The 23,767-nt window shown below is 31.6% G+C and carries 19 protein-coding genes; 15 read left to right on the top strand and 4 right to left on the bottom strand.

What is annotated here, in order from left to right:
- Positions 1–53: 53 nt before the first annotated feature.
- The 3 genes from V9L05_RS03550 to V9L05_RS03540 all read right to left on the bottom strand — a co-directional run bounded on the left by V9L05_RS03550 (position 54) and on the right by V9L05_RS03540 (position 6,345).
- On the bottom strand, positions 54–1,226 hold the full coding sequence (locus tag V9L05_RS03550) for a zinc-dependent alcohol dehydrogenase (protein WP_338814402.1): 1,173 nt from the start codon (positions 1,224–1,226) through the stop codon (positions 54–56).
- A gap of 289 nt (positions 1,227–1,515) precedes the next feature.
- Positions 1,516–2,061, bottom strand: coding sequence for a SiaB family protein kinase (locus V9L05_RS03545; RefSeq protein ID WP_338814401.1), 546 nt, complete (start codon positions 2,059–2,061; stop codon positions 1,516–1,518).
- Positions 2,062–2,181: 120 nt separating this feature from the next.
- Positions 2,182–6,345, bottom strand: coding sequence for a two-component regulator propeller domain-containing protein (locus V9L05_RS03540; protein ID WP_338814400.1), 4,164 nt, complete (start codon positions 6,343–6,345; stop codon positions 2,182–2,184).
- Between the two features lie 412 nt (positions 6,346–6,757).
- On the opposite strand from V9L05_RS03540, the gene V9L05_RS03535 reads away from it, so the two are divergent.
- The 5 genes from V9L05_RS03535 to V9L05_RS03515 all read left to right on the top strand — a co-directional run bounded on the left by V9L05_RS03535 (position 6,758) and on the right by V9L05_RS03515 (position 11,984).
- Positions 6,758–6,910 (top strand): hypothetical protein, encoded by a 153-nt coding sequence (locus V9L05_RS03535; RefSeq protein WP_338790294.1) that lies wholly within the window; start codon positions 6,758–6,760, stop codon positions 6,908–6,910.
- Between the two features lie 231 nt (positions 6,911–7,141).
- Positions 7,142–7,753, top strand: coding sequence for a biliverdin-producing heme oxygenase (locus V9L05_RS03530; protein ID WP_338814399.1), 612 nt, complete (start codon positions 7,142–7,144; stop codon positions 7,751–7,753).
- 64 nt (positions 7,754–7,817) lie between these two features.
- Positions 7,818–10,232 (top strand): ATP-binding protein, encoded by a 2,415-nt coding sequence (locus V9L05_RS03525; RefSeq protein WP_338814398.1) that lies wholly within the window; start codon positions 7,818–7,820, stop codon positions 10,230–10,232.
- A gap of 130 nt (positions 10,233–10,362) precedes the next feature.
- The gene (locus tag V9L05_RS03520) at positions 10,363–10,791 is read left to right on the top strand and encodes a response regulator (protein ID WP_338814397.1); all 429 of its coding nucleotides are present in this window, start codon (positions 10,363–10,365) and stop codon (positions 10,789–10,791) included.
- 56 nt (positions 10,792–10,847) lie between these two features.
- Positions 10,848–11,984 carry an ATP-binding protein gene (locus tag V9L05_RS03515; protein ID WP_338814396.1) on the top strand — a complete coding sequence of 379 codons (1,137 nt, stop codon included), beginning with the start codon at positions 10,848–10,850 and terminating at the stop codon, positions 11,982–11,984.
- On the opposite strand, the gene V9L05_RS03510 is transcribed toward V9L05_RS03515, so the two are convergent.
- On the bottom strand, positions 11,981–12,427 hold the full coding sequence (locus tag V9L05_RS03510; protein ID WP_338814395.1) for a hypothetical protein: 447 nt from the start codon (positions 12,425–12,427) through the stop codon (positions 11,981–11,983). The two genes, V9L05_RS03515 and V9L05_RS03510, sit on opposite strands and share 4 nt — an antisense overlap.
- A 156-nt stretch (positions 12,428–12,583) precedes the next feature.
- Between V9L05_RS03510 and V9L05_RS03505 the strand changes: the two genes are divergently transcribed.
- The 10 genes from V9L05_RS03505 to V9L05_RS03460 all read left to right on the top strand — a co-directional run bounded on the left by V9L05_RS03505 (position 12,584) and on the right by V9L05_RS03460 (position 23,563).
- Positions 12,584–13,690 carry a DNA polymerase III subunit delta gene (locus tag V9L05_RS03505; protein ID WP_338814394.1) on the top strand — a complete coding sequence of 369 codons (1,107 nt, stop codon included), beginning with the start codon at positions 12,584–12,586 and terminating at the stop codon, positions 13,688–13,690.
- 24 nt (positions 13,691–13,714) lie between these two features.
- The gene (locus V9L05_RS03500; RefSeq protein ID WP_338814393.1) at positions 13,715–14,185 is read left to right on the top strand and encodes a hypothetical protein; all 471 of its coding nucleotides are present in this window, start codon (positions 13,715–13,717) and stop codon (positions 14,183–14,185) included.
- A 68-nt stretch (positions 14,186–14,253) separates the two neighbouring features.
- Positions 14,254–15,252, top strand: a complete 999-nt coding sequence (locus V9L05_RS03495; RefSeq protein WP_338814392.1) for a hypothetical protein — start codon at positions 14,254–14,256, stop codon at positions 15,250–15,252.
- Positions 15,242–15,826, top strand: coding sequence for a hypothetical protein (locus V9L05_RS03490; RefSeq protein WP_338814391.1), 585 nt, complete (start codon positions 15,242–15,244; stop codon positions 15,824–15,826). The genes V9L05_RS03495 and V9L05_RS03490 overlap by 11 nt, the downstream gene beginning before the upstream one ends.
- Positions 15,823–16,092, top strand: coding sequence for a hypothetical protein (locus V9L05_RS03485; protein ID WP_338814390.1), 270 nt, complete (start codon positions 15,823–15,825; stop codon positions 16,090–16,092). Before V9L05_RS03490 ends, V9L05_RS03485 begins: the two co-directional genes overlap by 4 nt.
- Before the next feature lie 26 nt (positions 16,093–16,118).
- Positions 16,119–16,568 (top strand): hypothetical protein, encoded by a 450-nt coding sequence (locus tag V9L05_RS03480; protein WP_338814389.1) that lies wholly within the window; start codon positions 16,119–16,121, stop codon positions 16,566–16,568.
- Positions 16,569–16,890: 322 nt separating this feature from the next.
- Positions 16,891–18,894, top strand: a complete 2,004-nt coding sequence (locus tag V9L05_RS03475; protein WP_338790305.1) for an ATP-binding protein — start codon at positions 16,891–16,893, stop codon at positions 18,892–18,894.
- Between the two features lie 219 nt (positions 18,895–19,113).
- Entirely contained in the window at positions 19,114–20,388 is a 1,275-nt protein-coding gene (locus V9L05_RS03470) for an asparagine synthetase B (RefSeq protein WP_338790306.1), read from the top strand.
- 122 nt (positions 20,389–20,510) lie between these two features.
- Complete coding sequence (locus V9L05_RS03465) at positions 20,511–20,963, top strand: DUF1569 domain-containing protein (RefSeq protein WP_338814388.1); 453 nt, start codon at positions 20,511–20,513, stop codon at positions 20,961–20,963.
- Positions 20,964–21,220: 257 nt separating this feature from the next.
- On the top strand, positions 21,221–23,563 hold the full coding sequence (locus V9L05_RS03460; RefSeq protein ID WP_338814387.1) for a transglycosylase domain-containing protein: 2,343 nt from the start codon (positions 21,221–21,223) through the stop codon (positions 23,561–23,563).
- The last annotated feature ends 204 nt before the right edge of the window (positions 23,564–23,767 follow it).

Raw genomic sequence — 23,767 nt, 5'->3', positions numbered from 1 at the left:
AAAAACCTATTTTACATACATTGTAAAATAGGTTTTAATCATATAGGTATAAATTAAGGAGTCAATACAACCTTAATACATTTGTCTTGTTTGTCTCTAAATGTTTTATAAGCCTCTGGAGCTTCATCTAATTTTAGACGGTGTGTAATGAGGAAAGACGGATCAATTTCTCCTCGTTCTACTTTTTCTAAAAGTGGTTTAAGATAATGTTGTACATGTGTCTGACCCATTTTGAAGGTAAGCCCTTTATTCATAGCAGCACCAAAAGGAATTCCATCCACTACACCCACATAAACTCCTGGTATAGAAACCGTGCCTCCTTTTCTACAATTTTTAATAACTTGCTGTAATACATAAGGATGAGGGCTATGTAAATTAACAGCTTTTTCTATCTTATCTTTTGCATTCTCCAACATTGTTCCATGTGCTTCTGCTCCTACTGCATCTATACAACTTGCAGGACCAAAACCATCTGTCATGTCTTGCAAACGTTCATACACTTCTTTTTCGTTAGTAGTGCGAATTACTTCTGCTTTTCCATATTTTTCTGCCATATCTAATCGTTCTTCTACATCATCTATAGCAATTACCCGTCCTGCTCCCATCATCCATGCGCTCTGAATAGCAAACTGACCTACAGGACCACAGCCCCAAACAGCTACTGTACTTCCTTTTTTAATTTGGGCATTTTCAGCTGCCATATACCCTGTCGGAAAAATATCAGACAAGAACAATACTTGATCATCACGAAGCGAATCAGGTACTTTGATAGGTCCATAATCAGCAAAAGGGATACGTACATATTCTGCTTGTCCACCAGCATAGCCACCCAGCATATGAGAATATCCAAAAATACCTGAAATACTATGTCCTAAGTTTTCTTTAGCTTGCTCTACATTTCGGTTTGAGTTGTCACAAAGCGAGTATAAATCATCATCACAAAAATTACAATGCCCACAAGCAATAGTAAAAGGAACAACAACTCTGTCTCCTTTCTTAAAATTTTGTATAGATTTTCCAACTTCTACTACCTCACCCATAAACTCATGACCTAAAATATCTCCTTCTTTCATAGTAGGAACCATTCCTGCCAATATATGCAAATCAGAACCACAGATTGCTGTTGCAGTTACCTTTATAATAATATCGCCTTGATCTTCAATAATAGGATCATCTACCCTATCAATTCGAACATCGTTTTTACCATGCCAACAAAGAGCTTTCATAAAAATTGGTTTTTATAAGTTTAAAAAATGATTGAATAATATGATTATTTTAATAATCAATTATAGAACAAACTTACTTTGTTTAAGAATGTTTTATATGAGAAGGGCTTTTTTGGAAAAAGCTAAACAAGATATAATTAGGATTATTCGTAAAGAATCTATTTTTTCTTATGTTATTCTATCAGAAAAGAGGATACCAAGTAGTTTATTTATTAACATTTGAAAATTATTACTACAATAGAAAATAGTATGCGAGAAGAATTTGATAAAAATAAAGAAAAAATAATTTTTAAAATACCTCAAGTCGATTCATTTTTACTTGAATAGAAAAGTACGCCATTTTTTCATTTTTTTCTGAAACAGTAAATTCAGTTTCTAATGGATTATTAGATTTTCTGACCATTTCTATAAAGCCAATATTTCCTCCATAGTGTCCGTCCTGACGAGTGGCTCTTCGCTGTGAACGATAAAAAACACGCAAGTCTTTAGGATTTAGTGAATTGATATGTTCGCAATGTTTTTTCATTTTTTTTATTTTTCCAGCTTTTATCTTATTGGCAGCTGTAAAAATATAATGTGTATCTGTTTTTTGTACGACAAACATTCCATAGCCTACTTCTCTTCTGTCAGCAACAGAAAACTCTCTTTTTTCAGAATAATGATTGATATTCTGTCCTAGTTCGATAATGATAGCAAAAAGACGTTTGCTAAGTAAATAATCTTCTTCGGCTTCACGCAACCTACGAGCCATTGTAGCTAGAATAGTTTGGGACATTGCCCCTTGATACATCAAAATGACATCTTTATGAGCTAAGGAAGGGTATAAATCAAGCATATTCAGTTATCAGTTATCAGTTATCAGTTACCAGTTAAATACTGTATCTGAATTCTGTAATTCGTAATCATTAATTTGTAATTCTCCATTCTCTAATTCCCAATCTCCAATTTCCAGTTATTAAAGTCTAATTCCGATAAGGGTAATATCATCACGTTGTTTTTGATTTCCTTGATGACGATCCAAATCTTCTTCTAAAATAGTTTTTTGTTCACTCATATCAAAATCTGAATTCTGATTTAATAATTGATGTAAACGTTTCGAACCATATTTTGCACCTGCAATATTATTTTGATCAGTTATTCCATCAGTAAATAAGTAAAGCGCATCCCCTTTTTTGGCAGTCATTTGAAGTTGAATAAACGGACGTTTTTTGCTTTTTCTCCAACCACCAATAGATTTTTTATCGCCTTTCAAAATATGTGATTCTCCTCTGCTTATCCAAACGGCATGACGTTTTGCACCTGCAAAAACAATTTCTCTTTCTAGTGTATCTTCTTCTAAAGCATCAATTCTACATAGAGAAACATCCATTCCATCATCATTCTTAGAATCTTCTTGTTTTAAAGCTGTTTTCAAACGAACGTGTAATTCGTCTAAAATTTTTGCAGGTTCAAGAACATTTGCTTCATTGATAATTTCATTGAGTAACCTACTTCCAATCATAGACATAAATGCTCCTGGTACTCCATGTCCTGTGCAATCAACAGAAGCAATAAAAGTGCGTCCTTCAATTTCTCTAAGCCAATAAAAATCTCCAGAAACCACATCTTTTGGCTTGAAAATCATGAACGAATCATCAAAACTATTTTTAAGCATATCATCAGTAGGCAAAATGGCTTGTTGAATCGTTTGTGCATAACGCAGACTGTCCATAATACGCACGCTACTTTCCTGAATCGTATTTTTAGCCTGACCCAACTCTGAATAATTTTGGATGTTATCTAAGGCAATCGAAACATAAGAAGCTAACCCTTTTAATAACGTCAAATGACGATCAGAATAAGTGTTTTTTTCTAAAGATTGTACTGTCAGAACACCAACAGGACGATTTTTGATAGCCAACGGCAAATAAATAAGCGATTTTGGAATTGTAGTCCCTACTGCTACTACTTCTCCAGCTACATACTTTGCATATTCACTTTGAAGGTCTCCGATTTTTACTTCTTTTTGATTACGAATTGCCCAAGCAGAAAGCAGTGTTTTATCTCTAGCTGCATTAAAATCATACTTTAAGGGATTTCCTTCTACTGAATATCCTCTAAATTCTATCAAACTGCTTTTCTCATTCAAAACACCAATTCCAAAACCTGGGGCATTCATTAAACTATTGACGTGTTGATAAAGAACAGCTACCATTTGGTCAAAATCTAAAGTAGCTGTTACTTGTTGCCCAATATCTGAGAGTATACGTACATTTTGATACGAATTTTCGATTTCATTTCTTTGTTTTGAAAGGTCATCACGTTGCGCCATTACTTCAGCTTGTTTTTGTTTCAAAACAGCATTCATATCTAAAATCTGACGACTTTGATTAGAAATTTCGTTGTAAGCAATCTGTAATTTTTCTTTTTCTCCTTCTAGTTCATTTGTTCTTTGATGAACTTCCATAGAAAGACGGCTTTTTTGTTTTTGCATTTCCCCATTTCGCCAAAACCAAAATGAAGCTCCAGCACCAATCAAAAGCATAGCTAATGCAATTTTGAACCAAATTGCTTCCCAGTAAGGAGGATTAATATAGATACGTAAAGTAGCACCACTTTCATTCCAGTATCCATCATTATTGGCAGCTTTTACTCTCAAAATATACTCTCGTCCTTCTGGTAAGTTGGTATAAGATGCAGTATGATTACGATAAGATGTATAATGCCATTCCTCATCAAAACCTTCTAATTTGTACATATAGACTGTTTTTTTAGGAAGGCGATAATTTAGGGCGACAAAATCAACCGAAAAACTATTTTGTCCGTGAGCAAGCGTTATCATGTCTGTTTGAGCAATATTTCTACTCAAAATGCCTGTTTCATCATTTGCACGAATATCTCTACCCAAAATCTTTAAATTAGTAAGATAAACAGGTGGAATATAATTATTGTCCTTAATGCTATCTGGATGAAAGACAGTAATTCCATACACTGTACCAAAGATAAGTTCACCATTTTTTGTTCTTTCTATGGCATTGTGATTAAAGCGATTGCTTGGAAGTCCATCATTTACATCATAATTCCTAAAAACTTGCGTATCAATATTAAACCTTGACAGACCTCTATTTGTACTAATCCATAAATGACGACTGTTGTCTTGTTCGATGGCATAAATTACACCATCAGGCAAACCATCTTTTTCGGTATAATGTGTAAAATTGTCAGCTTCTTTATGGAAACGATTAAGACCTCCTCCATGTGTACCTGCCCAAAGTACGCCTGTTTCATCTTCGAAAAGAGTAACAATATAACCATTACTAAGTCCACCAGAATTATCATTGGCTTGATTGTAGGTAATAAAATCATTACTTTGTTTTCTAAAACGATTAAGTCCATTGCTCGTTCCTACCCACAAAATGCCATATCTATCTTGTAATAATGCCCATACTGAATTATCACTTAATCCTGAGCCATCTCTTTCTGTATATTTATATACTTTTTCAGTTTTGTCTTTTATGGCGTACAGTCCATTATTTGTTCCTATCCAAATATCATTATATGTATCTTGCATCATTGTCCAGACACTATTGTCTGCAAGTTGAGGGTCATTTTTTTCTTGTTTATTTGCTAATTTGGTCAAATCAAATGGAATAGCTTCAGAAGTAGAGTTTCCTGTAAGTCCTAATGATTTTAAATTGTATTTGTACAATCCGTCTTGTAGTGTTCCTATCCAAAGATTGCCGTTTTTATCTTCTAATAAACTCAAAATATGTTTGTTTCGAAGTCCAATTTTATCACTTATTTTGATGAGTTGCCATTCTGTTGATTCTGGTTTTGGCATATAGACATACAATCCGTTTTCTGTTCCTAGCCAAGTATTTCCTAAATAATCTTGTTCTAAAGCCCAAATTTCGGTTTGAAGATGGTGTGCTACATATTGTAACGGAATTGGATAATTATAAAAGACCTCTTTTTCTTCATCATATTTATTAAGACCATCATAAGTTCCTATCCACATGATGCCACTTCGGTCGTGGTAGATAGTTTGTACAATATCATCACTCAATGAATACTGTTCAGCATCATTCTGACGGATAGTTATGATCTGTTCTGTTTTGGCTATAAAACGATTTATTCCACCTCCATACGTTCCTACCCAAATGTCTCCTTTTTGATCTTGTGCAATTGTTTTGACAATATCATTACTAAGTGTATGTGGGAAACTTGTAGAAGAATATTTTTGTACTTCTGTTTTTTTTCTATCTAATTTAAAAGCTCCTTCTTGTGTTCCTATCCAAAGATTTTGTTTTTTATCTTCAAAAAAAGTATAGACAGGAAATTGTGTAAGTTGTTTGTCATTTATAAAAACAGAAACAAATGCTTTACGGTGTCTATCTAATTTGTAAAGACCATTTTCAGTTCCTACCCAAAATGTACTATCACTATCTTCGAACAAAGCCAAAACAGGAACATCTAAAAGACCATTATATTCTTGTGAGTATTCTATACTATTATTTAGCTTATCATAAATCTTGATTCCGTTTTCAGTTCCTACCCAAAGTGTTTCATGACTATCTTGAAAAATACTTCTTACTGTACGAGTATTTAGATTAGAAATTTTGTTTTCTTTAAGCCTGTATTGAATAAAACGATCTTGAGTAAAATCATATTTATTGATTCCATTTGTAGTTCCTACCCAAAGCACTCCATTATCGTCTTGGTGTAGAGCTGTTACCATTCCAGATGAAAGTGAAGAAGAATCTTCTACTATGTGCGTATAGTTTTTGAACTCATATCCATCATAGCGACTAAGTCCGTCGCCTGTTCCTATCCATAAAAAACCACGAGTATCCTGTAAAATAGCAGTAATATTATTTTGTGCTAAACCATCATCAGAGTTAAATTTCTTGAAACGCAAGCCCATTATTGCTTGTGCTTGTTGTATTTGTTCGGCTTGTATTTGTTTAGAAATTCCTTTTTGGGCGAACGTAGAAAAACTAGAACCAAAGAAAAGGACTACCAAAAGAACAATGTAACCTAGAAGAGGTACTATAAAAAATGGAAGCGAAAAAACACTTCTATATAGGTTATATAAATTGTTTTTGGTAAAATTAGTATTTAAAGAAGATATAGATCTCATAACTTAAATTATTAATTACGTATGGGTGCGTATAGGAAATAGGATTTTTACTAAGTCTTTGCTATACTTTTCAAACTTGTAGCCATAAAGAAGCTATATGATAAAAATGCTCGGTAAATAATCTGAAATACTCGACGAAAAAAAGGAAGCTATAACTATTTGAAGATTAGTATCTTTATGACATATTATACACCAAAAAGGCAAGTTATTTGCTTTAAATTTTATACACCATTAATATATACCAATTTAAACAAAAATACGTTCTCTAAATACATTTTGACAGAACCAAGTCATCAAAAATTTCGTACTTTTGTATTATTATCGTCTTTTAAATTATATTTATTTCTTGAACTAGTATTTTACCATTATCCTAGTAATCCTAAAGATATTTTATACCTCAAAATTTACTTCTATGAAAATTACTTCAATCAAAAATCTTCGCAGAGCATCAGCTATTATCGGTTGTCTTTTAGTAATCACAGCTAGTTCTTGTGCCTCTTACAAAACATGTCCTACCTATGCTAAAAAAACAAACACAGTTCAAAATTCTTCTGTGAATAGCTAATTCGTTTTCTATCTATACGATAAAAAAGGCTTACTGTTGTCGTTAGAAAGTATATCGCCCTTACTTATTTTTCAAAAATGAGTAGGGGTTTTGTGTGTTATAACTTATATTTGTTTAATGATTTTTTTTTAAGATGTTATTTTGTGAGTTAAGTTTAAACATTGTATCTTTACTGTTTAATAAAGCTAGACTATTTTTTAAACATTCTATTTTTTATCTTTCATATCCACTATGTCTATTCTTCAAACTGTCCGAACTGTTACTCGCCCTAGGCATGATTTAATGGAAAGTCTGATTGGCTCAGACCGTTTGAGTAACTTTTCTGTTGAAGATTATAAGTTGCTTTTAAGTACCAATTATCTTTTTCATTCTCATTTAGAACATCAAAGTCATTTTTTTTTATCTCTAAAAGATGAAAATCAAGAAGAGCAAGTCAAAAAACTAGATTTTTTAAATCGTATAAAGAAAGATTCTTTAGAAATAGAATTAAGAGCAATGCTTCCTGTAGCTATTTTTCAAGAACTCAAACAACAAGAAAATACAATTCATTTTTCTAGTTTTGAGAATCTTTTGGGCTGGCTATATGTAGCAGAGGGTTCAATGTTGGGAGGAAAGATGATTCATAGAATTTTGGCTCAAAATAAAGAAATTCCTTTAGTTACAAACTTTGATTTCTTTAAAAATTATGAAGAAAAAACATCTTATTTGTGGAAGTCATTTAAAGAATTAGTTGAACAAACGTGTAATACAGAGCAAAAAAAAGAAATGTTTTTAGAAGGAGCAGAAAAAGCATATCTCTATTTTGAAGCAGCATTTTATAAAGCTAAAAACATTTTACAATAAAAATAATTAATACATATTAAAGCTAAGAAATTATCTTTATTCATTCCAAATTACTTATTTCTCTATGTCTAATTTATCTGAAAAGGAATTAAAAAATGCTATCGAAAATTGTGCAAAAGAGCCTATACATCGTTTAGGTTCAATACAACCTCATGGTTTTTTGATTGTATTTTCAGAAGAAATGACAGTATTAGGGGTAAGTCAAAATCTAATACAAGAAACAAATTATAGTTTTGAAGACCTTATAAATAATTCTCTTTCTAAATTATTGGGAGAAAGACAAACTCTTTTTATCCAAAAAAAGATAAAAGAGGCTAACCTACAACAAGAAACAGCTTATTACAAAACAATCAATCCGTTACGTCTTTTCTTAGAAATAGATACAGAAAAAAAGCCATTTGATGGAATCATTCACAAAAGTAATCAAGGATTTATATTAGAATTAGAATCAATAGATACAGAAAAAACAGAACTTATAAGAGATAATTTTTATCAAATCAATAAAAAATCTATTATTCGTTTTCAACATTCCAATACGCTTACAGAGCTATATAAAGTAATTGTAGAGGAAGTAAGAAATATTACAGATTTTGATAGGGTAATGCTTTACAAATTTAATGAAGAATATGATGGACAAATTGTAGCCGAAATAAAAAGAGAGGAAATGAATCCTTATTATGATTTATGGTTTCCTTCTACCGATATTCCTCAGCAAGCAAGAGAATTATATCTCAAAAATTGGCTGCGTTTGATTGTAGATACAGACTATAAACCCTCTCCTATTTTATTAGCTGATTCTCTACAAAATGATTATTTAGATTTGAGTTTTTCCACGCTTCGAAGTGTTTCTCCTGTGCATATCGAATATCTCAAAAATATGGGAGTGGGTTCTTCTATGTCTATTTCTATTGTTATCGATAATAAACTGTGGGGACTTATCTCGTGTCATCACAACTCTGCTAAAAGAGTAGATTATTCTACTCGTATGACATCTGAGTTTTTTGGTCAGCTCGTTTCACTACAAATTGACAGGTTACAAAAAAATGCTGTTCAGTATGATAGATTAGAAAAACGAATTTTATCAGAAGGTATTATCGAATCGCTTAATGAAGAGAAAAATATCTATGCAGGAATGATAAAAAAAGGAAATTCTTTTCTTAGACTTTTGGAAGCTGATGGTTTTGTTGTTGTCAATCTTATTGAAAATACTAGAAAAATAAAAAAAATAGGACTCACACCAACTAATGAGCAAATTTGGGAAATTACCGATTGGTTGGATAAGGAACATGAAAATGAATTGTTTTTTTCCTCTTGCATTACGGATGATATTCCAAGTATTAAACTAAACACTTCTGTATGTTCAGGATTGCTGAGTATTATTATTTCAAAAGAAGATAATAGCCGTATAATTTGGTTTAGAAAAGAATTACAAAAGAGTATAAGTTGGGGAGGAAAGCCTGAAAAGGCTATTTTCAAAAACGGAGATGAGTTTGTACTCAAACCTAGAAATTCATTTGCGAAATGGAATCAGAGAGTAGAGTGTCGTTCGAAAGAATGGAGTACAACAGAAATAGATGTCGTGCAGAATATTCAGTCTAAAATTTTCTATCTTGTTACTCAAAATATGAATGAATATAGAGAAGAACTAAGAAGGAAAGAGTTGGAACAACAAGTACAGATTCGTACAGAAGAACTCACAACAACAAATGAAAAATTAAATATAGAGATACAGACAAGAGAAAAAATAGCGAAACAATTAAAAGATGGGATGCAGCTTTTAGAGCTTACCAATAAAGAACTAGAACACTTTGCTTATGTAGCTTCTCATGATTTACAAGAACCATTGAGAGCGATTGCTAGTTTTAGCCAACTGTTAGAAAAACGCTACAAAGGGCAATTAGATGAAAAAGCTGATATGTATATTGGTTTTATTATTGAAGGTTCTAACAGAATGAAAAGTCTTATTATGGATTTGCTGCTTTATTCAAGATTGCATCGCAACGAAACACCTCATAAAGAAGTAAATTTGCAGCAAATTTATCAAAATGCACTCAAAAACCTGACTCTTAGAATAGAAGAAACAGAAGCTAAAATAGAATTGCAAGATGAATTACCTACCACAAATTTAATGGGTAATGAAACAAAGCTAACTCAACTTTTTCAAAATTTAATAGGAAATGCAATTAAATATCGCTCTGAAAAAACTCCTCATATAAAAGTATCTTATACAGAAACAGAAGAGTATTTTGAATTTACTATCTCAGATAATGGAATCGGAATTGATTCAAGGTTTGCTGAGAGAATCTTTGTTTTGTTTCAACGTTTGCACACAAAAGAACAATATGAAGGAACAGGAATCGGACTTGCTCTTTGTCAAAAAATTGTAGAACAGCATAACGGAAAAATTTGGCTAGATACTCAGAAAAGTAAATTTGGTGAGGGAACAACCATCCATTTTACATTGAAAAAATCAGATTAATAAAATGTTTTAAATAAATAGCATTTAGCTGATATAAAATAAAAATAAACAAAGATAGATGATTCGTTGTTTATCTAAAAATAACTAACTAATAAATAAACACTTACTTACAAACAAAGTAAAAATAATTATGAAACCCATCAAAATTCTTTTAGTAGAAGATAATCTTGCTGACACTGTATTAATTCAAGAAAGTTTGCTTGAAAGTAAACTTAATCTTGATATTGATACTGTTATTGATGGCGAAAAAGCAATGGAATATCTTTATAAAAGACTAGAAAATGATAGTGAAAAGCTGCCAGATTTAATTATCTTGGATTTGAACATGCCTCGTAAAGATGGAAGAGAGGTATTAAAAGAAATCAAAGAACATGAGGAGCTTTGTCTCATACCTGTTGTGATTATGACTACTTCTGAAAATGAAGAAGATGTAAAATTTGCATATAAAAATCATGCAAACAGTTATATTAGTAAGCCTGTTGAAATGGATGAATTTACCAAAATTGTTTCTTCTATAAATAATTTTTGGCTGACCATAGTAAAACTGCCTAACTCATAGACTAGAACAAAAACACAAAAAGTGACCTTTAATTTTGAGCAATAACCTCTTACATCATGAATCGAACTTTGAATAGAATACATATTTTATTGATAGAAGATAATATAGCTGATCAGTTTCTCATGCAAGAAATATTAGAGAAGACTACATTCCCTGTCAAAAATCTAATTACAGCAGGCACTCTTACTGAGGGTTTAAAAGAATTGAATACAAAAAAAATAGATTTAGTATTCTTAGATTTGTCATTACCTGATAGTCATGGATTAGAAACATGTAAAACAATTACAGATAATTATTATGGAATACCTGTTATTGTTTTGACAGGATTAAATGATGTTCATGTAGGTTTAGAGGCTATTTCTTTAGGAGCTGCTGATTATATTGTCAAAGGAACATTGGATGAGTTTGGCATGGAAAGAGCGATTCTGTATGCTTTACAACGCAATGAAGCTCAAAAACAAATGACCAAAACAATGGACATGCTCAGAGGATATAATCAAAAACTAGAACAGTTTGCTCATATTATTTCTCATGACCTTATGTCACCAATTATTTCTATAAAGGCTTCTATTCAACTGTATGAATTAGAAAAAAAACACAATGATTTGACCCAAACTGCCGAAGAGGTAATGGACGAGGTATATAAAGGAGTGGACAAATTACACCTTAAATTAAAATCACTTGTCAAAACTCTTGTCGAACAGCAAACCTCAGGTTCTAAATTTGATACAATAGAATTATCTAGTTTTACTAGAAAGGTAATTCAAGATATGCGAGAGATTTACAATCAACCCGATATTGATATTGAGGTAAATTTAACAGACGAACAAACTATCTCTTTTGTTCCTGACTTAATGTATAGTATTATGCAAAACCTCCTTTCAAATGCTATAAAATATCGCTCTCCTAAACGTACTCCCAAAATAAAAATATGGGCAGAATCTCAAGAAGAATATTATTGCTTAAATGTAGAAGATAACGGAATAGGAATCGACATGGAAGCCAATAAAAACCGTCTATTTGGTATGTTTCAACGTTTGCACGAAGATAATACTGAAATAGAAGGAAGAGGAATTGGATTACATTTAGTTAGAAATATCGTATATAGTAATGGTGGAAAAATAGATGTAAAAAGTACAGTTGATGAAGGAACTACTTTTATTGTTTGTTTGCCTAGAGAACCAAAATTTTAATCTTTTTCGAAAAACTTTTTATAAACAGGACTTCTATAGGCAAATTGCGCCCACATTCCAGGATAAATTATTGTATCTAAAATCTTAGATGAAGTATAATAATCTATATCATCGATAATTATACACGAATTCTCATCTACTTTTTTTATTCTGTGGTGATGTTTCCATTTTTTGAGAGGAAAGGGCAAGTCTTTTTCGGCTGTATCTATAAAATAAATTTCACTTTCTGTTTCAGCTTGTTCCACAATATAAGAAGTCCATTTTGAGCTATAAATCCCAAAATCTAATTCTAGATGTACTTCATCACCTACCTTACAGCCATCAAAACGATTTAGTTTGAGCTTTGGAAAAGGAGGACTAAGTTTTAAAAATAGTTTTTCTGTAAAGCCATTCCATACCTCTTTGGCAGAACGGTTGATTGGAGTTTCAATGGTTAGTTTCATAATCTATAAAATCAAATTGTGAAGGAAAATGTTTTGTTATCTTTGTAAACTTAAATTCTTTCTCGGTCTGACCTTCGGCACTGACCTACATCATAAATAAAAAGATATTTTGCATTCATTCACAATTTATCATTCATAATTCACCATTCAAAAAAAATGCTTTTCTCTGATATTTTAGGTTTAGATCAACTCAAAAAAACGCTTACTTCTGCTGTTCATAATAATCATGTGGCACATGCACAGCTTTTTTTAGGTTATGAAGGAAGTGCAGGTCTTTCTCTTGCTTGGGCGTATGCTACTTTTTTAAATTGTGAAAACAAACAAGAAAATGATGCTTGTGGAAAGTGTAGTTCATGCATTCGTTATAAAAAGCTAATTCACCCAGATTTACATTTTGTTTTTCCGACAGCAAAAGCAAAAGCCTACAAAGAAAGAGAGGAATTTATGAAAGGTTGGCGAGAATTTTTACCAAAACATAAATACCCAGTTTTGCAAGATTGGTCTGATTATTTGGAAACAGATGGCAAGCAGTTTAGTATTTCGGTGGCAGAAAGTCGTTATATTTCAAAAATTTTATCTCTGAAAGCGTATGAAGGAGGTTACAAGATTTTGATTTTGTGGTTGCCTGAATATATGAATGCAAGTGCAGCAAACGCACTTTTGAAAGGGTTAGAAGAACCTCCAAAAAATACTATCTTTCTTTTGGTAGCCGAAAAAACTGATAAAATATTAGCTACTATTCTTTCTCGTTGTCAGCTTATTCAAGTTCCTCGTTATTCTGACCAAGAAGTCAAGGAATATTTGATAAGTCAGAATATAAAGGAAGATGAAGCTGGAGAAATTGCGCCTTTAGTAGATGGAAACTTGAATGAAGCCATGAAACTAAGTGAGCATTCGCAAAATAAAAATCAAGAGCTTTTTAGAGATTGGATGCGCCTTTGTTTCAAACACGATTATGCAGGTTTTGTAAATCAAGCTGATGTATTTCATAGCCTAGGAAAAGAAGGTCAAAAAACACTTTTAATGTACGCTCTGACTATTTTGAGAGAATCTTTGATTTCTAATTTTGGCACAGAACAGCTTATCCGTACCGAATCTGAAACACTAAAATTTGTACAAAATTTTGCTAAAGTTATTGATGAAAGAAATATTTTTTCGTTGGTAGAAAAGATAGATGAAGCCTATTTTCATTTAGAAAGAAATGCAAATTCTAAAATTATTTTTATGGATTTGTCGGTACAGATTGCTAGATTATTGAGATAAAAAAACTTCTAAACTATTCATACAATGAGAAAAATAATTGTATTTGCTATTCTATTTTTGATTTGTCCTTTCACTACTATTTCTTCAAATTCAATCATAGACAATAAAGATGATTTTTCTATTGAGATTGAAGAAAGTGCAATGCTTCGCCACAGTAATTTCAAAATTTCACAAGACTGCATAATTTTAGAGGTATGGTTATCTCCTGATGAACCTAAATATTATTCTAAAGTAGTTTCTAAAGCTGATAGAAAGGCAATTACTGATTTATTAGACAAAATAGAATTTGATTCTCTGCGAAAAGGCTACTATAATCACTCTATTGATGATATGCTAGAATATACCTTTAAATTCAAATACAAAAATGTAGATAGAGAAATTCATATATATGATATGAAAGTAAAACCTATTTTTGATTTGGTAGCCAAAATAAACACATTATTACCTTTAGAATTTAGAATAAATTATGATGATAGTTATTTTTCTAGGAAATAGAATGTGTGTAAAATTTATGTTTATCACTACAGATTGTTAGGATTTTGAGATAAATTATTTTGTCAGAAATGAAAATTATTACTTTGAATAATCTAGTCTTTTTTCGTTCTTTAGTTATGAAATATTTACAAAATTCTTATTTGCCTACAGCTATTTTATTGTTACTATTCGCTTTTTGGGGATACAAGACTTTTTTTGATGAACGTTATACTCAAACTGAAAAAGAAATTTTTGGTTATAATTATCATCAAAATATAGGCTTGAAGGAAGAATATACTGAATTAGCAACAAGAGCGTGGCATAGTGTGGGAAGGCATTTTGAAGAACATGGAGTTGAAGAAAACGATTACATAAAAAAGATAGATGCTCGTTTCAAAAAACAAAGAGATGAACTACAACAAATTTATCAAGAAATACATAATACCTATTTTGAAGAGCCAAGATTTGAGTTAGTCAAAGAAAAAGTAAAATCAAACCCCAAATATACAGAAGAGCGCAGCGTTGTCGAATTTCCTAATTTGAAAGTCGTTACAGCTTTCAATGAATATGTCCAAAAAGTATCAGCTTTAGATTCCTCACTTTCGAAGCGTTATCAAGATTTTGTGTTTGAAGAGGGAATGAACAACAAAGAATTAGACGATTTTTATTTTGATACAGACGATTATTTGAGAGCCTTTCATTATTCTCGTTTTGAGGCACAACTTGCCACTATGTATTACGAAGATGCAAAACTACTTTCAAGAAAATATTTTCTTTTTCCTCTTGCTTTGAAAGCAGAAGATATAAAAGTTGTGCCTTATGTGCATTACAAAAAAGGAAAAGACAAACCATATTATATTACTACAATGAGTGTTGTTCCTTTTGATAAAGAGAATACTCGTCTCGTTTACCCAGAAAATGTAGAAACCAAATTTGATGAGAATGGATTTATAATCATTCCAAAAGAATTTAGAAAAGGAGTACAAAAATTTCAAGTACAAATTCCAACGCTCCTTCAAAGCGATACTTCTTTTGTTATCGTACAAGATTTTGACTACCTAAATACCTATTATAAAGATGAAGAATAAAATCCTATTTTCTGTTTTGCTTTGGGTGTTGATTGCTTTCTTAGGAATTTTTTATTTCATTTCTCAAAAGAACAAGAAAGAAAATGAAGTTCTTGCAGTAGAAAAAAGTAGTCAAGTCTTGAAAAAGTCGATAAAACAGGCTCATAAAGACAGATATTTGACACTTTTGTATCACGTAGGAGCTACTATTGCTTATAGTAAAAGAGAACAATACACATTTCGCAACATAGAAAATGCTCATAAACTGGCAGAAATCAGATACGAAAAAGGTACTATTTCTCTAGATGATATGGAAAAATATCCTCTAACCAAAAATGAGTTTTCTAATAAAATTATTTCTCAAAATGATTTTAATTATTGCTCATCTAAGGAAAATAAATTTGTACAAAAATTACACAAACTTTATTTGTACAAAGACTTGATGAATTTTGTAGATGATGAAACCTACCCAAACATATCTTATTGGGGAACAGGATATAGAAGGTTTGATATTAAAATTATAGAAAACGATAAAATAGCTATTAGATTGACAGATATTTTTCATCCAGAACCTATTGAATACTATTTAAAATGAAAACTAAAACTATATTTTCTTTTTCTCTTTGGAGTTTGATAGGGATTTTTTGTTGTACATACTTGTTTTTGAAGGAGAAGCAAGAGGAAAGAAATATCAAATCACTTGAAAGAAGTAATAAATTTTTGATAGAGAAAACCAAAAGAGTTTTCTTAAAAGAATTACAAGAAGGGGAAAATCAAATGGCAGAAAGTGGCTATCACCCAAGAGATGTCAGTTTATATAGTTCATTGAGGAAGAATTATGAACTTTCGGATTCTTTGTAAAAACCGACAATTATAAATGGAATGTATTGAAAGAATATTTGAGAGATAGCTCTTATCAGAATATTATTTCTACCAAAAGTACAGAGTTATTAAATTATGGAAATCCTAACTCTTCATTACTTCAAAAATTTCATACAATGACTTTGTACAGGATACACAATCAAGCTGAAATAAGAGAATTTAGCCAAGTGAGTGGTAGCTGGGTTTCTTTTGATAAATTTTCGCTCAACCTTATTGCTTTAAATCCAAAGATATTTTTGTATTACTCTGATAATCCTAAGTTGTTTTCTTCTCAACTCTACCAAAACAATCAACCCTTAGAAAATCTATATTTTGATGTAGAGAAAGACACAACAATTCATTTTCAAATCCGAACAGATTATTATACAAATGATACGTTCGGAAATACTAAAAACTACAAACTCAATATAAAAGCTGGGCAACGAAATGATTTTGAAATTGAGGAAGTATTTTGATTTATACAAGGCAGGTATTTAAACTATTTCCAAAATTACTTTGGGTTACCAAAAAATATTTTTATGGATTTATCGGCACAGATTGCTAGGCTTTTGAGGTAAGGACAAAATAAATATAAAGTAACATAGACTTCAAATGTAAAAAATCTTGTCAATCGATACAAAGTTAGCTTTGGTCTAAAATAGAGTAGTATAATAACTATTTTTATCCTATTTTTGACTTTAAGGCAAAACTATTGCAGTTATTTAACTCTTATAGTTTTCAAAATTCTTAAAGATTTCAAGACAAATACACAAATTAAAAAACTCATCTTTCCTTTCTATGTTCAAATTTCTCAATCATGTTTCTATAAAGACAAAAGTAGTCGGTTCGATTATGATAGCGACTATTATTGCTTTGATAATTGCCTTTTCGGCTTTTATTATCTATGACTTGATTGATTACAGAACTGAATTAGAAACAGGTTTGCGTGATAGAGCGCAGATTATTTCTAGGGATGCTTATCTTCCAGTTAGTTTTGCAGATCCTAAAAATACAGAAGACCAGTTAAAAGATTTATTTGCTTCTGATCCTAATATTTTGGCTGCACAAGTATATGATACACTTGGCAGACCCTTTGCAAAATATGAGCGTTTGGGAATGAAAGTAAATCCTGCTTATAAAAAACCTCCTTATGAAAATTCTGACTTTGATTTACTAAATAATCAAATGTCAATTTATCATCGTAGAGAAGTAGATTTAGCTAATTTTGATAAAGATAATACAACAGGACTTTCGATAGATAATCGTCCTCCAACTTATCCAACCGTTTATCTTTTATCTAATCTTGACCGTTTTTATGATCGTATGCAACGTTATGCGCTCATTACGGGGCTTATTTTGCTTACCGTTTCTCTTCTTACTTATTTTATAGCTATTCGTTTACAAAGATTAGTTTCGAAACCGATTTTGGAACTGACAGCACAAACAAAACAAATTGCTCAAGAAAAAGTCTATTCTACACGAATTAGTAGAGGAGAAAGAAGGGACGAAATCGGAACACTGACAGAAAGTTTTGATGATATGCTTGCACAAATTGAACAGCAAAACTTAGCTTTAGTTTTGGCAAAAGAACAAGCCGAACAATCTGCAAAAGCAAAAGAACAGTTTTTGGCAAATATGAGTCATGAAATTAGAACACCTATGAATGGCGTTTACGGAATGTCAGAGCTTTTATTGGATACTTCTCTAAATAATGTTCAGTTGAAGTATGTCAATGCCATTAAATCTTCTGCTGACCATCTTTTAGTTATTATCAATGATATTTTAGATTTATCAAAGATTGAGTCTGGAAAAATATCTTTTGAAGAAAGTCCAATTGATTTTTATCCAATTGTAGAAAATATGATAAGTAGTATCAAAGTAAAAGCTGATACTAAAAAGGTTACTTTAAGAAGCAAAATAAGTCCAGACATTCCTGCTCGTTTTGTGGGCGATGAAGTGCGTTTAAGACAAGTTTTGCTTAACCTCCTAGGAAATGCTGTAAAATTCACACACAAAGGAGAAATAGTAATTGGTGCTAATTTGGTAGATGAAGATAAAAATTTTGTAACACTTCATTTTTATGTAAGTGATACAGGAATAGGGATTTCAGAAGAAAAGATAGATGATATTTTTACAATGTTTACGCAAGCAAGTAGCGATACTACACGAAAATATGGTGGAACAGGTCTAGGTCTTGCAATATGTAAACAATTGGTAGAACTTCAAGGAGGAGAGATTTATGCAAAAAGTAAAGTAGGACAAGGTTCTACATTTGCTTTTCAACTTCGCTACAAAAAATATACAGAAGTAAGTCAGCCTATGGTACAGCGAGATAGAACAAATCAAATTCCTGATTTTCTGCGTAATGCAATCAACTCTGAAAATCTTATCCAAAAAGAGAATATAGACAGTACAAGTATTGCAGCTCCCAAACCAATTACAAATAAAATTTTATTAGCAGAAGATAATGAAATCAATCAGCTTTTAGTAGTAACAATGCTTAAAAACTGGAACTATGAAATTGAAGTGGCTTTCAATGGAAAAGAAGCCGTCGAAAAGCTACAAAAAGAAGAGTTTAATTTGGTCTTAATGGATGTTCATATGCCTGAAATGGATGGTTACCAAGCTACCAAAATAATCAGAGAAACCATTTCTAAAGATTTGACTATTATCGCCATGACTGCTTCTGCACTAAAAGGAGAAGCCGAAAAATGTATTGCAGCAGGAATGAATGATTATATTGCCAAACCATTTAATAAAGAAGCTTTCAAGCAAAAACTTGCTAGTTATTTGAGAAAGTGAAGTTAAAACCTAGAAATAACAATTATTTTTTTGAGAATCGGCTAATTCTATACATATTTTACGTCTCATTTTTGATGTTTAACATAGTGAAAAAAAACTTAAATACCTTTATACTTCTCTCTTTGTTAGTACAAACAAGTATAATTTTTGCGATATTTAGAGTTAGATTCAATTTTATATATTTGAATTAGAATTAATAAAAAAGACAAAAATCCAATTATGAAAAAAAAACTTATTCTATCTCTATTCTTTCTGTTTTTTATAAGTGTTTCAAATTTTGCTAAAGCTAATCAGATAATGATTGCGATGGACGAAACACAGAAAAATCATTTAAAAGCCTACGGAATTGCATTTGCTGTTCTTAAACAAGATATGACTGTCGAATGGCTTCTAAACTATCGTGGTGGTAGTTTTATGTTTGATTATTCTCGTCCTTTTGAAGAAGAAATGCGCCTTCGTGGAGTGAGTTTTGAAATTATCTCAGAAGCTCAAGCAACTCAAGTTCGTAGTCAGATTGCAAAGGCTGATGTTAATATGGACATTGTAAAACTGGAAGTTGCTCCAAAAATTGCTGTTTATTCTCCAAAATCCAAACAGCCTTGGGATGATGCCGTAACCCTTGTTCTTACTTATGCAGAAATTCCTTATGATGTCGTTTTTGATGATGAAATTATGCAAGACAAACTTCCTGAATACGATTGGTTACATTTGCATCACGAAGATTTTACAGGACAATATGGAAAATTTTATGCTAGTTATTCAGGTCAAAAATGGTATCAAGACCAACAAAGAGAATATGAAGAAGTAGCAAAAAAATATGGTTTTGCTAAAGTTTCAGAGCTTAAATTAGCTGTTGTAAAGAAGATTCAAGGATATTGCTTAGGTGGTGGATTTATGTTTGCCATGTGTTCGGCAACAGATACATACGATATTGCGCTTGCAGCTGAAGGAATTGATATTTGTGATAGAGTTTATGACGGTGACCCTGCCGATCCAGCAGCCAATAAAAAATTGAAGTTTGAGAATACATTTGCTTTCAAAGATTTCAAATTAGTCTTGAATCCTTTTGAATATGAATATTCTAGTATTGATAATAGTTATCGTCAGCGCACAGGAATCACAGAAAAGAATGATTATTTTGAGCTTTTTCAGTTTTCTGCCAAATGGGATCCAATTCCGACTATGCTTACTCAAAATCACGTTACGAAAGTAAAAGGTTTTATGGGACAAACGACAGCTTTTAGAAAAGAGTTAGTAAAATCTGATGTTGTGATTTTGGGAGAATTCAAGACAGTAAATGAAGTTCGTTATATTCATGGAACAATGGGAAAAGGAACATGGACTTTTTATGGGGGACACGACCCAGAAGATTATCAACATTATGTAGGAGAAGCTCCAACAGACTTAAATCTACACCCACAATCCCCTGGATATAGACTAATTTTGAACAATATTTTATTTCCTGCTGCAAAGAAAAAGAAGAGAAAAACGTAAGCGAATTTAGAAGGTAGATTTTAGAAGTTAGAATTAAATGAATTTTTACTTTTAGAGTTTACGTTTTGTATTTCTAATTTTACTTCTGAATTCTAATTTCTAAAATCTAACTTTGTTCTCCTATGTTATTCGAAAAACAGCTTGCTGAGCTTGAGTCTTATATTCCACAACTAGAAAAAACAAACCCAAAAGTCACACATTCAAATGTAGGTTGGCAGGTTGACCATGCACTGCGTGTTATTCGTGGAGTAGCTAAACAGCTAGAAGACTCTAATCCAAGTGAGTTTAAAAGTAAATTTAGTTTTCCTAAGTTTTTTGTAATGCTAACAAAGCATATTCCTAGAGGAAAGGCAAGAGTTCCCAAATCTGTCCGAAATGAAAATCCAATTACAGAAGAATCAATTAGAGAATTTTTAGCAAAGACAAAATTGCAGGTTGATAAGATAGAAGATTTGAATAAAAACACTTATTTTCCTCATCCTATTTTTGGACACATGAATAAAAAAGAAGCAATTCGTTTTATAGGGATTCATACTGAACATCATTTGAAAATTATTCGTGATATGCTTCAATAAAAACCAAAAAAAATAGAATAAAATAGGTAAGAACAGGGCATAAGAATTTACTATTTGTGATTAATTGTCGACTAATCAGTAATTTAAATCCATAATTCGCAATTTTTAATTCGTAATTGTTATTTAGGGCTTTTCAGAATTGAAAAAGTCCTTATTTTTTTGCAATTTTGTTTGTTAATATTGCTAATACTTTAAAGTGTCCTAAAAAAGAATTTCATTATACATTTATCAAAAATGTATTTATATATATAAAAGTTATGCTAAAAAAATCCTTATTCATAAAAGCCATAAAAATTACTTGGGCAGTCTTCGGAGTAGGACTATTTTTTATTGCCATGTGGGTAATGGCAATTCAAGAAGATTTTGGAGGTTATTTTGGTGGTATGCCAGACCTAAAAGATCTTGAAAATCCAAATAGTAATGTTGCTTCTGAAATTTATTCAGCAGATGGAACATTGATGGGAAAATATTATAGAGAAAACAGAACTCCTGTACCACTCTCCGAAATTTCTCCTAATGTAATCAATGCTTTGGTTGCTACCGAAGATATTCGTTTTAGAGAACATTCTGGTATAGACTTTATTAGTTTATTACGTGTTTTTTATGGAGTTATTACTTTTGAGCTTGATGGAGGGGGAAGTACAATTTCTCAACAGCTTGCCAAAAACTTATTTAATACTCGTACCGAAAAATATGAAGGAGATTGGACAACACCAGACAATAGCAAAATTCTACGTATGGGAATTATCAAATTTAAAGAATGGATGCTTTCTATAAAACTAGAACGTTCTTATACAAAAGATGAAATCCTTTATTGGTATCTCAATACTGTAGATTTTGGTAGAAATGCTTTTGGAATAAAAGTAGCTGCAAAAACGTATTTTGATAAAGAACCTATTGATTTGACATTGCCAGAAGCTGCTACACTTGTTGGAATGTTAAAAGCTCCTACTTCTTATAACGCTATCGGAAATCCTGAAAAATCTAAGTTTCGTAGAAACGTAGTTTTTAAGCAAATGGAAAAATATAATTACATTACTGCTGAAGAACGTGCAATTTTGAAGGAAGAACCAATGGTAACAAATGAAAATTATAGTGAAGTTGATGCACACCACAACGGAGCAGCCCCTTATTTCAGAACTATTGTAAGAAATGAAGTGATGAGATGGTGTAAAGAAAATGGCTACGATTTGTTTGCTGACGGACTACGAATTTATACTACTATTGATTCAAGAATGCAACAGCATGCAGAAGGAGCAGTAAAAGAACACATGAAAGAATTACAAGGTAATTTTTTCAAACAATGGAAAGACAAAAATCCTTGGAGAGATGAATATGGAAAAGAAATTGAAGGTTTTTTAGAAAAAGCAACAAGACAAACCGAACGTTATCGTCTTACAAAAATAAAACATGATGGAGATTCTACTCTCATAGCACAAGATATGGCACAACAAATGAATGAGCCTATCAAAATGAAGGTTTTTGACTGGAATAGCAAAGGATATGAAAAAGATTCGGTCATGACACCGTTAGATTCTATTAGATATTACAAGCACTTCATGCACGTTGGAATGATGGCAATGGATCCACACACAGGACAAATAAAGGCTTGGGTAGGTGGAATCAATCACAAACACTTCCAATTTGACCACGTACAACAAGGAAGAAGACAACCAGGTTCTACTTTCAAACCTATCGTTTATGCAACGGCTATTTCTGAGAAAAAATTTCATCCTTGTTTTCAAGTTACAGATGTTCCAAAAACATTTAATTTAGAATCAGGTGGAACTTGGACAGCCAAAAATAGTGGTGGTTATACAGGACAAACCATGACACTTCGCCAAGGACTTGCTCGTTCTGTAAATACAATTGCAGCTTATTTGATTGGAGAATTAGATTCTAAAAATGGAGCAAGTAAAGTAATTGAATATGCTCGTAGAATGGGAATAGAAGCTCCTTTAGATGCCGTTCCTGCTTTGGCATTAGGTGTAAGTGATGTTTCTGTTTATGAAATGGTAGGAGCTTATGGAACTTTTAATAATGAAGGAAACTGGACAGAACCTATCTTTATTACTCGTATAGAAGATAAAAATGGACGTGTACTTCGTGATTTTTCTCCAAAAACTCGTCCTGCACTCTCCAAAGATGATGCAAATACAATGCTTTATATGCTTATGGGTGCAGGAGAAGAAAGAGGAGGAACAGCTTTAGGATTATGGAAATATAAATTTAGAAAAGCAGGCGTTCAGATAGCAGGAAAAACAGGAACTACACAAAATTATTCTGATGGTTGGTTTATGGGAATGACCAAAAATTTAGTTGTCGGAACATGGGTAGGGGGAGATGATAGAAGTATTCACTTCAACAACTTTGCTTATGGACAAGGCTCAAGAATGGCAATGCCAGCCTATGGAATGTTTATGGATTCTTTGTATATGGATTCTACTATTACTGATTATGTACTACCAAGAGTAAATCTAGTAAATAGATCTGAGCTTTCCATTGAAACAGATTGTAGTAAATATAACCGTTCAGGAAGTGACTCTTCACTACGTGATCTTATGCCAGTTAGAGGCTCTTTGGAAGATGACATTATGTGATTTTGAGTAAGCATTTTTGATTAAATTATGAATTTTATGATTTAACCTAACAGAATCATATAAATTGTGTGTTTTTTAGTAAAAAAAATAAAGTGAAGCGTGGAAATGTATATCATTATACAATAAAAGTTAAAATACTATTATGTAATTTCATTAAATTATCCTAGATTTACATACTAGCTGCTTATTATAACTTTAGATTGA

The sequence above is a fragment of the Bernardetia sp. Wsw4-3y2 genome, from assembly GCF_037126295.1.
Lineage (GTDB): Bacteria > Bacteroidota > Bacteroidia > Cytophagales > Bernardetiaceae > Bernardetia.
The sequence above is the reverse complement of the archived record's forward strand: the minus strand, read 5'-3'. Positions and strand labels throughout refer to the sequence as shown.

Coding starts and splice junctions, on each gene's coding strand:
- V9L05_RS03500 (WP_338814393.1), top strand. CDS start 13,715: ATGAGAAAAATAATTGTATTTGCTATTCTATTTTTGATTTGTCCTTTC.
- V9L05_RS03465 (WP_338814388.1), top strand. CDS start 20,511: ATGTTATTCGAAAAACAGCTTGCTGAGCTTGAGTCTTATATTCCACAA.
- V9L05_RS03470 (WP_338790306.1), top strand. CDS start 19,114: ATGAAAAAAAAACTTATTCTATCTCTATTCTTTCTGTTTTTTATAAGT.
- V9L05_RS03485 (WP_338814390.1), top strand. CDS start 15,823: ATGAAAACTAAAACTATATTTTCTTTTTCTCTTTGGAGTTTGATAGGG.
- V9L05_RS03550 (WP_338814402.1), bottom strand. CDS start 1,226: ATGAAAGCTCTTTGTTGGCATGGTAAAAACGATGTTCGAATTGATAGG.
- V9L05_RS03475 (WP_338790305.1), top strand. CDS start 16,891: ATGTTCAAATTTCTCAATCATGTTTCTATAAAGACAAAAGTAGTCGGT.
- V9L05_RS03515 (WP_338814396.1), top strand. CDS start 10,848: ATGAATCGAACTTTGAATAGAATACATATTTTATTGATAGAAGATAAT.
- V9L05_RS03540 (WP_338814400.1), bottom strand. CDS start 6,345: ATGAGATCTATATCTTCTTTAAATACTAATTTTACCAAAAACAATTTA.
- V9L05_RS03530 (WP_338814399.1), top strand. CDS start 7,142: ATGTCTATTCTTCAAACTGTCCGAACTGTTACTCGCCCTAGGCATGAT.
- V9L05_RS03495 (WP_338814392.1), top strand. CDS start 14,254: ATGAAAATTATTACTTTGAATAATCTAGTCTTTTTTCGTTCTTTAGTT.
- V9L05_RS03545 (WP_338814401.1), bottom strand. CDS start 2,061: ATGCTTGATTTATACCCTTCCTTAGCTCATAAAGATGTCATTTTGATG.
- V9L05_RS03505 (WP_338814394.1), top strand. CDS start 12,584: ATGCTTTTCTCTGATATTTTAGGTTTAGATCAACTCAAAAAAACGCTT.
- V9L05_RS03460 (WP_338814387.1), top strand. CDS start 21,221: ATGCTAAAAAAATCCTTATTCATAAAAGCCATAAAAATTACTTGGGCA.
- V9L05_RS03520 (WP_338814397.1), top strand. CDS start 10,363: ATGAAACCCATCAAAATTCTTTTAGTAGAAGATAATCTTGCTGACACT.
- V9L05_RS03510 (WP_338814395.1), bottom strand. CDS start 12,427: ATGAAACTAACCATTGAAACTCCAATCAACCGTTCTGCCAAAGAGGTA.
- V9L05_RS03490 (WP_338814391.1), top strand. CDS start 15,242: ATGAAGAATAAAATCCTATTTTCTGTTTTGCTTTGGGTGTTGATTGCT.
- V9L05_RS03525 (WP_338814398.1), top strand. CDS start 7,818: ATGTCTAATTTATCTGAAAAGGAATTAAAAAATGCTATCGAAAATTGT.
- V9L05_RS03535 (WP_338790294.1), top strand. CDS start 6,758: ATGAAAATTACTTCAATCAAAAATCTTCGCAGAGCATCAGCTATTATC.